This window comes from Acinetobacter seohaensis, from assembly GCF_056431365.1.
Window position 1 is genome coordinate 85,467 of the sequence record NZ_JBWKMK010000145.1, and the last position, 15,735, is coordinate 101,201.

Annotated in this window: 10 protein-coding genes, 3 tRNA genes and 1 pseudogene; 10 read left to right on the plus strand and 4 right to left on the minus strand. The window is 43.3% G+C overall.

Going from position 1 to position 15,735, the window contains the following annotated elements; genetic code table 11:
• Nucleotides 1-227: 227 nt before the first annotated feature.
• A complete protein-coding gene (locus tag AC07E5_RS15230; RefSeq protein WP_154321084.1) occupies nt 228-896 on the minus strand; it encodes an HAD-IA family hydrolase in 669 nt (222 codons plus the stop codon).
• A gap of 353 nt (nt 897-1,249) precedes the next feature.
• Nucleotides 1,250-2,212 (minus strand): RluA family pseudouridine synthase, encoded by a 963-nt coding sequence (locus AC07E5_RS15235; protein ID WP_154321085.1) that lies wholly within the window; start codon nt 2,210-2,212, stop codon nt 1,250-1,252.
• Between the two features lie 762 nt (nt 2,213-2,974).
• On the opposite strand from AC07E5_RS15235, the gene AC07E5_RS15240 reads away from it, so the two are divergent.
• From AC07E5_RS15240 to AC07E5_RS15260, 5 genes are all read left to right on the plus strand, one after another.
• Nucleotides 2,975-6,406, plus strand: a complete 3,432-nt coding sequence (locus tag AC07E5_RS15240) for an Rne/Rng family ribonuclease (protein WP_498625747.1) — start codon at nt 2,975-2,977, stop codon at nt 6,404-6,406.
• A gap of 258 nt (nt 6,407-6,664) precedes the next feature.
• Complete coding sequence (locus tag AC07E5_RS15245) at nt 6,665-8,506, plus strand: long-chain-acyl-CoA synthetase (RefSeq protein WP_498625749.1); 1,842 nt, start codon at nt 6,665-6,667, stop codon at nt 8,504-8,506.
• A 194-nt stretch (nt 8,507-8,700) separates the two neighbouring features.
• Nucleotides 8,701-8,776, plus strand: a tRNA-Lys gene (locus tag AC07E5_RS15250).
• Nucleotides 8,777-8,797: 21 nt separating this feature from the next.
• Nucleotides 8,798-8,873, plus strand: a tRNA-Lys gene (locus AC07E5_RS15255).
• Nucleotides 8,874-8,925: 52 nt separating this feature from the next.
• Nucleotides 8,926-9,001: transfer RNA gene (locus tag AC07E5_RS15260), tRNA-Lys, on the plus strand.
• Between the two features lie 261 nt (nt 9,002-9,262).
• On the opposite strand, the gene AC07E5_RS15265 is transcribed toward AC07E5_RS15260, so the two are convergent.
• Nucleotides 9,263-9,835: a hypothetical protein gene (locus AC07E5_RS15265; protein ID WP_225555815.1), complete on the minus strand. Its 573-nt coding sequence runs from the start codon at nt 9,833-9,835 to the stop codon at nt 9,263-9,265.
• A 318-nt stretch (nt 9,836-10,153) separates the two neighbouring features.
• On the opposite strand from AC07E5_RS15265, the gene AC07E5_RS15270 reads away from it, so the two are divergent.
• On the plus strand, nt 10,154-10,420 hold the full coding sequence (locus AC07E5_RS15270) for a PspC domain-containing protein (RefSeq protein ID WP_131261073.1): 267 nt from the start codon (nt 10,154-10,156) through the stop codon (nt 10,418-10,420).
• Between the two features lie 228 nt (nt 10,421-10,648).
• Here AC07E5_RS15270 and AC07E5_RS15275 read toward each other — a convergent pair whose 3' ends face one another.
• The gene (locus AC07E5_RS15275) at nt 10,649-11,752 is read right to left on the minus strand and encodes an HPP family protein (protein WP_131261074.1); all 1,104 of its coding nucleotides are present in this window, start codon (nt 11,750-11,752) and stop codon (nt 10,649-10,651) included.
• A gap of 201 nt (nt 11,753-11,953) precedes the next feature.
• On the opposite strand from AC07E5_RS15275, the gene glyQ reads away from it, so the two are divergent.
• The 4 genes and pseudogenes from glyQ to AC07E5_RS15295 form a co-directional block, all read left to right on the plus strand.
• Entirely contained in the window at nt 11,954-12,940 is a 987-nt protein-coding gene (gene glyQ, locus AC07E5_RS15280) for a glycine--tRNA ligase subunit alpha (RefSeq protein ID WP_004976017.1), read from the plus strand.
• On the plus strand, nt 12,940-15,009 hold the full coding sequence (gene glyS / locus AC07E5_RS15285; protein ID WP_498625751.1) for a glycine--tRNA ligase subunit beta: 2,070 nt from the start codon (nt 12,940-12,942) through the stop codon (nt 15,007-15,009). Before glyQ ends, glyS begins: the two co-directional genes overlap by 1 nt.
• Before the next feature lie 70 nt (nt 15,010-15,079).
• Nucleotides 15,080-15,619 (plus strand): YaaC family protein, encoded by a 540-nt coding sequence (locus AC07E5_RS15290; RefSeq protein WP_498625752.1) that lies wholly within the window; start codon nt 15,080-15,082, stop codon nt 15,617-15,619.
• A gap of 52 nt (nt 15,620-15,671) precedes the next feature.
• Nucleotides 15,672-15,735: pseudogene (locus tag AC07E5_RS15295) on the plus strand (helix-turn-helix domain-containing protein); the annotation flags it as partial.

Genomic DNA, 15,735 nt, shown 5'->3' on the forward strand with positions numbered 1-15,735 from the left:
TTAATCTATTTTTATAAAAAGCAAGCAAAACAGTTGTCTGTAGGCTATGACATTATTTTCCGAGTCATTGACTCGGCAATTCGCAGCAATCTTAAAATGTCTTAATCCTAACTTTAGACTAAAAGCTAAGCCTTTTTATGACGCTCCCAAAAGTACATAAAAAAAGAGCAACCTGAAATTTTTCAAGTTACTCTAATTTCAAATTCATCTAAATTGTTTTACTGGGTTTAACTCGCCTGACGTAAACGATATTGCTGCACTAAAAAATCATGCAAACTCGGCACATCATCTGCAATGGTTAAAGGCTGATAACGCTGCAACACCTCTACACTATGCACGCCATAACTCACGCCTACACGCGGCATAGCAATATTTTGTGCCATTTCTAAATCGTAAGAAGTGTCACCCACCATAATCGCTTGCCCGACCTGCACATCGGTACTGCTCAAAATTTCCTGCAGCATTAAAGGATCAGGTTTAGATTTGGTTTCACTTGCAGCACGTGTCGCCACAAACAAATCCTGGCTTTGGGTTTGCGCCAACACTCGGTCTAAACCTTTACGGCTTTTGCCTGTTGCCACTGCCAATTTCAGTCCCAAACCTGACAACTCATCGAGCATATCTGCCACACCCTCAAACCAAGCATCGGTTTTTGAGTGTTCGACATAGTGTTCTGAATAGCACTGCAAAATCGCTTGATGCAGCTCTGGCACTTCAGGAAATAAACGCTGTGCCACTTCAGGCAAACCCAAACCAATAATACTTTTAGCCGCAGCATCGGTCAGGGGTTGCTGAAATTGTTGTGCTGCGAACTGCAAACTCGCCACAATTTGACCGACGGAATTAAATAAGGTGCCATCCCAATCAAAAATGATGAGTTCTACAGGTTTGTTCATATTAGATTCCTAGATTTGATTCGGCTTTTAAATTCCCTCGCTTTACCTTAACTCAAAAGGATAAACGACCAAGAATCAGCACATATATCACAACAAATATTCGATACGCGAAGGGCGACATGGATGTCGCCGTTTCGCTGTGGCACAGAGATGTTCCATCAGCGAAACAAAAGTTTTTTGTTACTTTTCATCTTTGAAAAGTAAGGCATAGCCTATACACCAAAAATTTAAATTAAAAACTTTAAAATGTGGCAGTGAATTACCCCTGAAAACCTCATCTCCTTTTTGCGAAACAATGTTCCTCATCTTTAAAAAGAAGCAAGCTGCTATCGCACAACAGAGAGTTACAAAAATTAAAACTCAGGTGGCGCCGTCGGCTTATCCGCCTTTTGCGCTCTCAACTGCGCCACCAAACTCTGCATATCTTCAGGTAAAGGCGCTTCAATCACAGGATAGCCTGGAATTTCCAAACGCATGGCATGTAAGCACAAACGACGTGGCGCAGGACCCCGATATTCAGTTTGATGACCATATTTATCATCACCCACCAACGGATGCCCAATGCTTAAACCATGCACACGAATTTGATGGGTACGTCCTGACAACGGCGAAGCATATACCAAGCTTGCATGCATAAAACGCTCAGCCACATTCCACTGGGTTTTAGACTCTTTACCTTCTTTAGATACACGTACACGACGTTCGCCATTCGCCAATTCATAACGATGCAACGGCGCATCAATCAATTGTTGATCCAAACTCACCTGCCCTTTGACAATCGCAGCATAAGTTTTTTGGATTTTATGTTCGCGCAATAAATCTTGCAGGGTTTTTAAGGTACTGCGTTTTTTGGAAATCATCACCAAGCCTGAAGTATCACGGTCAATACGGTGAATCAATTCCAAATATTTTTTACCTGTCGCAGCACGTAAGCCTTCAATCAACCCGTAGGCAACGCCACTGCCGCCATGGACTGCAATGCCCGAAGGTTTATTCACCACCATCAAGCCTTCATCTTCATAAACCACACGGCTCAATAAACCCTGTGCCACCTTGTCTGAAATTGGAGCAGCACTGTCGTCTTTTTGTTCATAGCGAATCGGCGCCACACGAATTTGATCGCCAATATTCAGTTTGGTTTCTGCTTTAATGCGCTTTTTATTGACCCGCACCTGCCCTTCACGAATCAAACGATAGATGCGACTTTTAGGCACCCCTTTTAAACGACTAAACAAAAAATTATCGATGCGTTGACCCGCTTGATGCTCATCCACTTCAAACCAAGTGACACTTTGCCATTGTTGGGTAGAATTCATACAGTTAAGAGACCTAATAAAATACTAAAATTGATTAAAAACTGATCATTTAGGCTATGCTTTACACAAGAAACATAAGCTTAGCCCATAGGCAGATGATGCAAGGTTTGATATAGTCAGCGCACGGAAACCATCGTCAGTGGGTTCACGTTGAATCTTTTCAGGTTTTTCTGAAATAGAGCAATCAACCAACATCCCACTACATACGAGCAGGTCCCAAAAGAATTATGCCGACGCCGAAGGCTTATTATATCGGCAAAAAAGCAAACTGTTGCGTTTAATTGTACCTCAGGTACATAAATCAGTTTGCCTGAAAAAATATGTCGCCAACTCTAGTTGGTTTTTAAACGTAAACTGATACACATCAGATTAGTCGCACCCTGAAAACCACTTCAGGCTAAAGCGTTTGATGTATTGGATCTGCACAATTTGTAAAGATACGACGATAATTCCGTATCAAGACACTCTATCTATGAAAGAAGAGATGATCTTCGAGCAATGTGACAGTGAAAGTTACACACATCCAATACACCGCTCGTCCGCCAGTGAAGCGATCAGGTGACTTTATCCGTTTAAAGGTTAAAGCCGTATTGCCATCATCAATACGTGAATCATACACCGCAGCCCCACACAAAAAGGCCGGTAAAAAAAACTCAGACCACAATTGGTTTTTTTGAGATCTGAGCAGTTGATCCGTGATGCTTGATGTTCGCTACGTGTCTAGCGATTTTTTGCTGTGTATCACTATTAGGTGTTACACCCATGAAACGTATGTTGATTAATGCAACACATGCCGAAGAAATTCGCGTTGCACTTGTCACTGGTCAGCGTCTTTACGATTTCGATTTAGAAAATCGTACCCGTGAACAAAAAAAATCGAATATCTACAAAGGTCATGTGACCCGTGTAGAACCTTCTTTAGAAGCCGTATTTGTTGAATACGGTGCAGGTCGCCAAGGCTTCCTGTCGATGCGTGAAATCGCAAACTCTTATTACAAAGCCGACCCTCGCCAAACTTCTAATATTCGTGAACTGATCACTGAAGGCACTGAGCTTTTGGTACAGGTAGAAAAAGAAGAACGTGGCAACAAAGGTGCTGCGCTCTCTACCTTCATTTCTTTGGCTGGTCGTTATTTAGTGCTTATGCCAAATAACCCGAAAGGTGGCGGTATCAGTCGTCAAATTTCAGGTTCTGTGCGTGAAGAACTCAAAGAAATGTTGGCATCTTTAAACGTGCCACGCGGCATGAGCGTGATTGTACGTACTGCGGGCATTGGTCGTTCACAAGAAGAATTACAGCTTGATTTACAACACTTGCTTGACCTTTGGGCGCAAATTCAAAACACCGCAAGCTCTGGCCCATCGCCAATGTTGGTACACCAAGAAGCAGGTGTGGTGACACGTGCGATTCGTGACTACTTACGTGATGATGTTGCCGAAATTTTAATTGACTCAGAACAAGCTTATAACGAAGCCTATAACTTCGTAAAAGCCGTGATGCCACGTCAGTTAGACAAGCTAAAAACCTATACTTTAAATGAGCCGCTATTCGCGCATTTTGGCATCGAAAGCCAAATTCAAACAGCTTATGAGCGTGAAGTGAAATTGCCTTCAGGCGGCTCAATTGTCATTGACCAAACTGAAGCATTAGTTTCAATTGACATCAACTCGGCTAAGTCTACCCGTGGTCAAGATGTTGAAGATACTGCGCTTAATACCAACCTTGAAGCTGCCGAAGAAATTGCGCGTCAATTGCGTTTACGCGACATCGGTGGTTTGGTGGTCATCGACTTTATCGACATGACCAAAGACCGCAACCAACGTATGGTTGAAGCCAAACTTCGTGAAGCAACACAAAGTGACCGCGCACGTATTCAATTTGGTCAATTATCACGTTTTGGTTTAATGGAAATGAGCCGTCAGCGCTTACGTCCATCACTTGAAGAAGCGACTGGTTACGTTTGCCCACGCTGTCACGGTACAGGCATGGTACGTGACCTACGCTCTCTTTCACTTTCAATTATGCGTAAAGTGGAAGAAATTGCCCTGCGTGAACGTCATGGTGAAGTTCAAGTCGAAGTACCTGTTGAAATTGCAGCATTCTTACTGAATGAAAAACGTCACAGTCTGGTTTACCTTGAGCAAACCTCAAATGTGCGTGTGACTGTATTACCTCACCCACACTTAGAAACCCCGCATTACGAAATTTCGTATAATCCTGAAGGCTTTGCACCAACCAGCTATGAACGTACTGAAGCAACTCGTTCAAGCGAAAAAGAGTTGGGTTATGAATCTTCTGAATGGCATTTAGAAGAAGCCGATCAAGCGCACAGCCACGCTGCTGCACCTGCGGCAGAAAAAACCTCTGCAAGAAAACCACAAGCAGCACAGCAAAATAAAGCATCTGCACAACAGCAGCTTGCACCTGCGGCAGCTACAACAGCTGCAAGCCCATGTGCATGGTTAGAAAACCTGTTTGTTCAAAAGCAAGCCAGCACTATTGATCAAGCACGTAGTGCCAACAATGCTGCAGCAGCCATTGAGCAAATGGTAAATAGCGGTGCTGTGAGCCGTGGTCAGTTTGGTCAAATTGCAACTGCGTCTACTGCCCCTGCTGCAAGCAGTCAAAATGTGTACCTTGCACCATCAACAGTGGCACAAAAAACTGAACGTGACTCTGCAGATAAATCTGCTGAACGTGAAGACAAACCTGCTCCGCGTCACAACAACAAAAAGCCGCGTCACAGCAACAACAATAACAAGCACAAAGAGCAACGTGAGCCGCAAACTCAGCACGATAATCAACAACATCAAGTGCATGAAGAAGTGGTTCAAATGTCGCGTCAGGAGCAACGTCAAGAAGCGCGTGAAAACAAACGCAACTCTCGTCGTCAGCACAACAATGACCAAGCACCGCAGCAGCAAGAAGCTCAAAACAACAATGAGCAGCAGCAAAATGCCGTACCACGTCGTGACCGTCGTAACCAACCTCGTCCAGAACGCCCAAATCGTCACCGCGACCCAAGCGTATTGAATGAGCAAGCACCTACCGCAGTGACTTCTAATCAGCCGAAAGTGGACTTAATTGATGCACCGCGTCAAGAGTTCAACACGACGGCTTTGGTGGTGAATGTCGATCAGGCTCAAACTGAAATTGTGGCATTGAATGCTGCGCCATTAGCGGCTGAACCAGTCACAGCAGTAGAAGCAACTGTGCCTGAAACGGTTGCTGAACCAACTCAAGCTGTTGCTGCGGTAGAAGCTGCTCCAGTTGTTGCAGAAGAAACAGCTGCACCTGCGGAAGTACAAGCACAACCGACTGCGCCTGCAAAACGTGCCAGCAACGATCCGCGTCAGCGTCGTCGTCAGCAACGTGAAGCTCAAGCACAGCAAGCAGCTGCACCAAAGTTAACGCCTTCACAGGTGCCAACTTTAGCGCAATACAGCATTGGTAGTCTGATTCGCCACGTCTATGGTGAAGATTGCTCAGTCCTGATTGAACAGTTTGGTTTAATTCCAACGTTCAATCGTGCTTTGCAAAAGTTCACCGATGAATATGCGGCAACGCTTGCAACAGCTGCGCCTGTGGCAGAGAAAAAACCTGTCACACGTGATGTGGAAGTTGCGAAAGCCGCACCAGAAGCAGAACCTGCACCTGTGTTAGATCTGACTCCACCAAAACCTGTGTCAGATAAGCGTGTTGCCAACGATCCGCGTGAGCGTCGTCGTTTAGCCAAACAAGCTGCTGAGCAAGCCTTGGAACAAGCCAAGCAAGCACAGGCAGTAGAAAAAGCTGAAGCAGAAAGCACACCTGCAGCAGAGCCAACGACTGACGTTGTGGCAACTACCGACGCATCTGTAGAAGCAAACTCTACTGCAGAAACGTCTGTAGCGCTAAGCACAGAAGTCGAAGCAACTACAGAAGTAAACCCTGAAGTAGAGGCTACAACTGAAGCTACTCAGCCAGAGTTGAACGCGCAAGACGACCTTGCACAAACTGTCACTGAAACTGCAGCAGCGCAAGAAGAAACTGCCGTTGAAGTGGTCGCACCTGTACAAGTGGAATTAGCAGTAGATGACCCAGTCGAAACTGCTGAATCTGAACAGGACAAAGCAGAAAAAGAGAAAATTGCACGTCCGCGTCGCCCACGTGGTCGTCCACCTAAAAAAGTAACTCCGCCAACTGAGTCTTAATTCGCACTTTTGCAGCGGAATAAAAAAATCCAGTCATTTTAATGACTGGATTTTTTTTGCTACTTTAGAGCAAATGCAGTGGTGACTTAAATTTAAGCAAGTTAATTTGGTGTTAGGTGTTTTTGATTTTTAACAGCTTTTATAAAAACATCAGTCAAAGCTAAAAATTAGGTTGATTGCACTAGGACTAAGGGATTACAAAACAATAAGACGCGATGCTTTGCAGATGCAACGGATGATGACAAAAACAGGATTCTTATGTACCAGATGACAAAAAGCGATTTAATTGGCTTAACGGATGTTGCGGCAAAAATTCCGCAGTTTATGACTAAAGTGCCCCACCTGATCACAGGGTTAAAGCAAGCCTATTTACGCACACCCAATACGCCTGCAGGCTTAGGTCTTGCGTTTGAAAAAGCCGTGCATCGTAACCCGCATGGTTGTGCCTTGATGTTTGAAGATCAGCAGTACAGCTATTTGCAGCTCAACGCATGGGCTAACCAAATTGCACATTACTATTTAAGCATTGGCGCACGCAAAGGTGATGTCATTGCGGTGATGTTGGAAAATCGCCCTGAATTAATTGCCAGTGTCATTGGCTTGGCAAAAATTGGCGTTATCGCGGCTTTGGTCAATACCGCACAAGTCGCCAAAGTTTTGGCGCACAGCATCAATTTAGTCAAACCAATTGCCGTGATTGTGGGGGAAGAATGTCGCCAAGCCATTGCCGATATTCGCCAAGAACTTGAGCTTGCAGAAAATCGTCTGTATTGGTTTGCAGATCAAAATACCCGTACCGATGCCGGCACTGCGCCTGAAGGTTTTCAAAATTTAGCGCAATGCATTGCATCATTCCCAAGCTTTAATCCTGCCACCACACAGTCGGTACAGAGCAAAGATGGGCTGTTTTATATCTATACCTCAGGTACAACAGGCTTGCCTAAAGCGGTGATTTTCACCAATAGCCGTTGGACGTTGGCTTATGGTACCTATGGTCATGTCTTGGGTTTAAATCAGGATGATGTGATGTACTGCACTCTGCCGCTGTACCATGCCACAGGTATTGTGGTGTGCTGGTGTGGCGTAATTGCAGGCAGTGCCACCTTTGCCATCCGTAGAAAATACTCCACTTCATGCTTCTGGCAAGATGTACACAAATTCAATGCCTCTGCGATTGGCTATGTGGGCGAATTGTGCCGTTATTTAATGGATGCGCCTGCTTCTGATTTAGAGCGTGGGCATCGTGTGACCAAAATGATTGGCAATGGCATGCGTCCTAATATTTGGAGCAAATTCAAAACACGCTTTGGTGTTCAAGAAATTCTGGAACTGTATGCGTCTAGCGAAGGCAACGTCGGCTTTAGCAATGTGTTTAACTTTGACAACACGGTTGGTTTTTCACCGACACCTTATGCGGTCATTCAGTTTGATAAAGAAAAAAATGAACCCGTACGCGATGCCAAAGGCAAATGCATGAAAGTCAAAAAAGGCGAAGTCGGCTTATTGATTGGAAAAATCACCCGTCGCTCACCGTTTGATGGCTACACCGACCCTGAAAAAAACAAGGCGGTGATGATGCAAAACGTGTTTAAACAAGGCGATGCCTATTTTAACACGGGCGATTTAGTCCGCGACATTGGCTTCCGTCACGCCCAGTTTGTTGATCGTTTAGGTGATACCTTCCGCTGGAAAGGTGAGAACGTATCCACCACAGAAGTAGAAAACATTGTCAGTGACTATGAAAAAATTGCTGAAGCTGTCGTGTATGGCGTTGAAATCCCACATACCAATGGTCGTGCAGGTATGGCTGCGATTACCTTAAACGAAGGCTGCCAGTTAGATGAACAAGACTTGCGTCAAATGCTGGTGGAGTTTAAAAAAGCAATGCCCGCTTATGCAGTACCCGTTTTTTTACGCATTCAAAAGCAAATGCAAACTACAGGTACATTTAAATATCAGAAGAACACCCTGAAAACTCAAGGTTTTGATTTAAAACAGTGTGATGAAAAAATTCTGGTGTTATTGCCAAACCAATCTGCTTATTGCGAACTGACCCAAGAAATTTACGACAATATTCAACAGTATCAATATCGCTTCTAAGCCACCAGGTTGCCTATTTTTTGATTAGATACGACAAATTTGTTGCATTTATAATCAAACATAGGCAACTTTTTTATTTTTTACTTGCGCTCGCTTCATATCTTGCTACAATACGCTCCATCAAACGAAGTGGTGCTTAAAACCCTCTGGTTTTTCTTGCACTTCACAATCAAGCCTGCTTGATTGCTGGTTCAGGGTCGTTAGCTCAGTCGGTAGAGCAGCGGACTTTTAATCCGTTGGTCCCGCGTTCGAATCGCGGACGACCCACCATTTCCTTGATCAACCTTAGATGGGTCGTTAGCTCAGTCGGTAGAGCAGCGGACTTTTAATCCGTTGGTCCCGCGTTCGAATCGCGGACGACCCACCATCTTCTTCAAGGTTGATATTCTAAAAATGATCATCATCATTTTTACTCCTCTGGGTCGTTAGCTCAGTCGGTAGAGCAGCGGACTTTTAATCCGTTGGTCCCGCGTTCGAATCGCGGACGACCCACCATTCCTTCTAAAAAATCCTTTAAATTACCAGTCATCACAGCACTGTTCTGTGGATCATACTGTTTCATAATTTACTATCAAATTCCCGTATTCTGCCCTGTTTGAATCACAGCCTTTTATCCACTACACCTTGCTCAATTCAGTTGTAGAAGATGTACCATCATTGGCAAATCATGCTTTACACATCCCAAATAAAAACTTGAGGCAAAACAAAAGCCCAAAAGTTTTTCACTCATAGGCTAAGGATTGAATGAGCGAATAATTAACTTGCTCTGATTAAATGATAATTTTGCGAAGGTAAGGGATTGCTTTTAAAGTATTCACGATTATTTTCTGTCGCAATCGCAATTTTGTTTTTATCCATAATTAAATTATGGTCTTGATCAATATTATAGTAAAAGTTCACCCCAGAGGCGCGTGCCACCACAATTTGATGTGCGTCTTCATCATAGAACCATAAGTCTTTGCGGTATTTTTTTTCATTGTCATAACTGATTTGCCCCGCATTGACAAAAATACGATGCGCTGTCCCATCAGGTAATAAGGTCAGAATATAATCGACTGTTCCGCGTTCGCACATAACAAACTTATCTTCACAGCTAATCTGAATAGTATAGCGTCCCACATAAGTCAGATGATTTTCGGGAATATGATGTTCTGTTGCAGCCGTTTGCATGGGTGCGGTTGCCTGCCCTGCTACTTCAGTCAGTCTTTTGGTTTCTACCTGTTCTGTATATTTTTGCACTGCAGCTTGCTCAAGTTGTGAATCATCGCATCCAAGCAATGCCACTGCACTCCATATAGAAACTGCGCAAATATTTAATTTAGCCGACACACTATCCCTCATATAGAGTGACCAGACCGAGTATTCAGTCCTATTCAAACCACCGAATAGACAGCTCAATGTAAGGCATGCTTTTCCTCAATCCTTTGTGGTCAAGCGCTTACTCTGCCCATCGCTTCTCTCTGATATTTTAGGTGGATGCTGGTTTAAGCAACACCAAAAGTTACATAACTTTACTAATTGCCTTGCTCACCGCCCTTTAAAAACCCAAGTGCATCACCATTTTTATTCTATATACAGATGATGTGCTGTGAAGCTAAACATCGGCATGTATTTATTTTGAATTTTAGATCTCTTAAGGAGAATTAGATGGCCAATGTTGGTTTATATCGCTCTAACCGCTCAAATATGATTGCTGGGGTCATGGGTGGTATTGCTGAACGTTTTGGTTGGAACGCAAATTTACTGCGCTTAATTTTTGTGATTGTTTCCGTGATGAGCGCTGCCTTTCCTGGCATTTTGGTGTATTTGGTGTTGTGGTTGGTGATCCCTAAACAAAACCAGTCGAATACAACAAACTATACTCAGGGCTACACAAGACCTGTGCGCACGGTCAATCCTGATCAAGACCGATAAACGGTATTGAAATTTTAAAGACTGACCATATTTAAAGATTCATAGGCTTGAATCATTTACCGATTCACTTGTAGACACCACCCTATTCACACAACTTTCTTCTTTTTCGCTACGATTGCTCCCCCAAGCATCGTAGCTTTTTTTTGCCTTTCAACCTGCAATATATTTTAAAAGTCACAGCATTTCAGGATTGAGTCGTGTTGAATACACATCGACAATGCGAGTCTATTAATTGGTCTTTACAGCAAGCTGTTGATTCAAGACGGCAATCATATCGGCACGGCTAATGATCCCCACCAAACGCTGCTGCTCTACCACAGGAATGTAGTTAAAAGAGCGCTCGACAAAGTACGGCACAAGGTCTTGAATACTTTGTTGCGGTTGCACCGTGACCACTTGGCGTAACATGATATGTTTCACTTGATGTTTCCAGCTATACGGCAAATCTGTTGCGTGTTTAAACCATTCCACTACTTCATACAGCGCCAAAGTTCCAACCAAATGTTGCTCTGTATCAATGACAGGTAAACTCATTAAATTCATGTGTTTGAATTTTTCTAAAGCACTGTGAATATCCTCATCTTGCTGCAAACTGACCACATCTTTACTCATAATATCGGCACAAGTCAGTGCTTGAGTTTGTCGTTCACTGGCTTTGTGTTGCGCTTCTAAAATGATTTTTTGTAAGTCGTATTCACTAATATCTAGCAACTGGGTTTGTGCATCTAAAACATCTTGAATATCTTGCGGCTGAATAGTGGCTTTTTGAGTAGGCGTTGGGTCTTGGGTACGTTGATTCAACTGTGGCGTTTGAGGATAAGGCTTGCCAATCATGCGGTTAAATACAATTGCAATCACCATCAGCAAAACTGAATTAAGCAGCACAGGATAAAAGATGAAGTGATAACCCAGCTCACGCACGGCATCTCCGCCAAGCACTGCGGTAATGGCCACTGCTCCACTCGGTGGATGCAGCGAATCGGTGGTCATCATCAAGAAAATAGATAAAGCCACAGCCACACTAAAGGCTTCGGTTAAATTTGGAATATATAAAGCACAGCTCACGCCCATAATTGCTGCAATACTGTTCCCAACTACAATATTCCACGGCTGCGCCAAAGGACTGGCAGGCACAGCAAACAACAATACCGAAGATGCACCCATTGGCGCGATATACCATGCGTTAATATCGCCCAACACCCACCAACTGATCAGGGAAGATAATGCCAAACCCAATAATGCGCCCAAACCACAAAGTAGGCGTTCTTTTAACGGCAATACTTTAAAATTGGGTTTCAGCGTATTCAGCCAATCAAGTTGTGAATGAAACACGGGCAGGCAATCCAGTGGTGACAATTGGACAAGATTATAAGGCAATCATTCAGTAAGATGTATTTGTTTTATATCTTTCATTTATCAGTGAATTTGTAAAACCCCAAACAACCAACCGCTAGTTGTGCTTTAACCTTTGCCAGCACCCCGCAAAATCCTTATAATTGAGCACAATTTTTCTCTAATTTTAAGTGGATGACCATGAGTCGCGCCATATCGCATATTGATACCTTTCAAGGCTTAATTCTTGCCTTACAAAACTACTGGGCGGAGCAGGGCTGCGTCGTTTTACAACCTTACGATATGGAAATGGGTGCAGGGACATTCCACACTGCCACTTTCCTACGTGCTTTAGGTCCAGAAACATGGAACGCGGCGTATGTACAACCATCTCGTCGTCCTAAAGATGGTCGTTATGGCGAAAACCCGAACCGCTTACAACACTACTATCAATTTCAGGTGGTGCTGAAACCAAACCCAGACAACATTCAACAGTTGTATTTAGATTCTTTAAAAGCAATTGGAATTGACCCATTGGTGCATGACATTCGCTTTGTAGAAGATAACTGGGAATCTCCAACTCTTGGCGCTTGGGGCTTGGGTTGGGAAGTATGGCTAAACGGCATGGAAGTGACTCAGTTTACTTACTTCCAGCAAGTCGGTGGTGTTGAGTGCTACCCTGTAACAGGCGAAATCACCTACGGTCTTGAACGTCTGGCAATGTACTTGCAAGGTGTAGACTCAGTTTACGACTTGGTTTGGACTAAAGGACAGTTTGGTACTGTAACGTATGGCGATGTGTTCCATCAAAACGAAGTTGAACAATCGACCTATAACTTTGAATACGCACCTGTAGAAAAAATGTTTGAACTGTTTGACTTCTATGAAGTAGAAGCGAGCCGTTTAATTGCAGCAGAATTACCGCTACCTGCTTATGAGCAAGTGATTAAAGCATCTCACTGCTTTAACCTCTTGGATGCGCGCGGTGCAATTTCTGTGACTGAGCGTCAGCGTTATATTTTACGTGTCCGTACTTTGGCACGTTCTATTGCACAAAGTTATGTGGCTGCACGTGCAAAATTAGGCTTCCCAATGGCTGAACCACATTTACGTGATGAAGTCTTGGCACAATTAAAAGCACAGGTTGAAGCGGAAGCCAAAGCGCAAAATACTGAGGAAAGCAAATAATGTCTAAACATACAGTTTTATTTGAACTCGGTTGCGAAGAACTCCCACCGAAAAGCTTAAAAACCTTACGTGATGCACTACTTGCAGAAACTGAAAAAGGTTTAAAAGATGTAGGCTTGGCTTTTGATGCAATTGAAGCCTATGCAGCACCACGTCGCTTGGCACTTAAAATTGCTAATGTTGATGCCGCACAAGCAGACACACAAAAACGCTTTGACGGCCCTGCTGTTCAAGCTGCTTACGATGCCGAAGGCAAACCAACCAAAGCCCTTGAAGGCTTTATGCGCGGTCAAGGCATTACTGTAGATCAAATATCTACATTCCAAGCAGGTAAAGTTGAAAAAGTGTGCTACTTAAAAGACGTGAAAGGTCAAAGCCTTGATGCGTTATTGCCACACATTTTACAAACAGCATTGGACAACCTGCCAATTGCAAAACGTATGCGTTCTGCTGCAAGCCGTACTGAATTTGTGCGCCCAGTAAAATGGGTCGTTTTACTTAAAGATCATCAAGTAATTGAAGCAACGATTCAAGACCATCAGGCAGGTAATGTCACTTATGGACATCGTTTCCATGCACCTGAAGCAATCACCCTTGCACATGCAGATGAATACCTTGAGAAGTTAAAAGCAGCGCACGTTGTCGCTTCTTTTGAAGAGCGTCAAGCGATCATTGATCAGCAAGTAAAAGCATTAGCGGATGAAGTGAATGCGATTGCAATTGTTCCTGCGGATCTACGTGACGAAGTCACTGCACTGGTTGAATGGCCGGTAGCTTTACGTGCCAGCTTTGAAGAACGCTTCCTTGCCGTTCCTCAAGAAGCCCTGATCACTACCATGCAGGATAACCAGAAGTATTTCTGTCTGGTGAATGCTGAAAACAAATTACAGCCTTACTTCATTACCGTTTCAAACATTGAGTCTAAAGACCCGACTCAAATTATTGAAGGTAATGAAAAAGTGGTGCGCCCACGTTTGTCTGATGCTGAATTCTTCTTCTTGCAAGACCAAAAACAACCACTTGCATCACGCAAAGAAAAATTGGCCAACATGGTTTTCCAAGCGCAATTGGGCACACTTTGGAACAAGTCTGAACGCATTGCCAAACTGGCTGTTGCTTTGGCGCCAATTACGGGTGCAAATCCGCAAGATGCAGAAAAAGCTGCTTTACTTGCAAAATGCGACTTAACCTCTGAATTGGTGGGTGAATTCCCAGAACTTCAAGGGATTGCGGGAACTTACTACGCACGTCTTGAAGGTGAAAATGACGAAGTTGCAGAAGCACTGGGTGAACAATACTTACCTAAATTTGCGGGTGATGTGCTTCCTAAAACCAAAACAGGCACGACGATTGCCCTTGCAGACCGTTTAGACACGCTCACAGGTATTTTTGGTATTGGTCAAGCACCGACAGGTTCTAAAGACCCATTTGCATTGCGTCGTTCTGCGATTGGTATTTTGCGCCTTGTAACAGAAAACGGTTTAGATGTTTCAATTGAAGACTTAATTAAACTAGCCTTGGCTGCTTATGGTGATGTCTTGAAAGACCACGACAAGACTTTGGCAGATGCAGTCGCATTCCTTGAAGGTCGTTACCGTGCGAAATACGAAGATCAAGGTGTTGCGGTAGATGTGATTCAAGCCGTTCAAGCTTTATCACCAAAATCTCCACTAGATTTTGATAAGCGTGTGAATGCAGTAAATCACTTCCGTGCCTTGCCTGAAGCGGCTGCATTGGCTGCTGCAAACAAGCGTGTTGCCAACATTTTAGCCAAAGAAACCGCGCCTGAAGGTACTGTCGTTGAAGTAAACTTGGTAGAAGATGCAGAAAAAGCATTATTCGCTGAACTTGCAAAAATCACACCTGTGGTTGAGCCATTATTGGCAGCAAAAGACTACACCACTGCACTTTCTCAATTGGCTGCATTACGTGCGCCTATTGATGCCTTCTTTGACAGTGTCATGGTGATGGCAGATGATGCTGAGTTGAAAGCCAACCGCTTACGTTTACTCGCGCAGTTACGTGATTTATTTACACGTGTTGCAGATGTAAGTGTGTTGCAGCACTAAAGTCTTAATTACTTGTAAATTAAAAGAAACCCCGCTATAAATTAGTGGGGTTTTATTTATGTGGGTAAAAATGAGTAAGTTAGAAAAGGGTGAAATAGCTCTATTTAAATATAATAAATTAAGATTTTCTTTTGCAAATTTAAACGCTGGTGATCAACAAATATTAACTAGTGATCCATGGTCGTTAATTAACTCACATCTCCAACAAAAAATATCAAAAAGCCGTGGTGAAAATAAAGTTTTTCTCGAACGTGCATTATATTTTTCTTCTCTTGCAGAGTCCTTTTACAAAGCAGCTAATAGTGTCTTACTGCCTACAAGAGCCACTCTTTTATACTATGGAATGCTCAACTTAGTTAAATGCTTCCTTTCTTATAACAAAATTGAGCTTGAAACAGTTCATGAGCATCATGGCTTAAACTTACCTCTTGGCACTGAAGGAGTAATTCAGGTAAAACCTAAAACCAATGAAGGCGTGAACATATTTGCTATATTTTCAGAAATACTTGGTAAAAAAATTAATCACCCATTAAACATAAACTTTCGTCAAGCTGTAACAAATATTCCTGAAATTCACAGCCTCTGTCATAGCTTAAACTTAATAAGTTGACAAAAATAACTAATCATGCGAAAAAGTTTTTTTAGTTAACAGATGTTCACACATGCCTCGAATTGTTTCTGTACCACTTAGTTTAGAACAGCGAGAACGACTCATTTTTCTGGCCA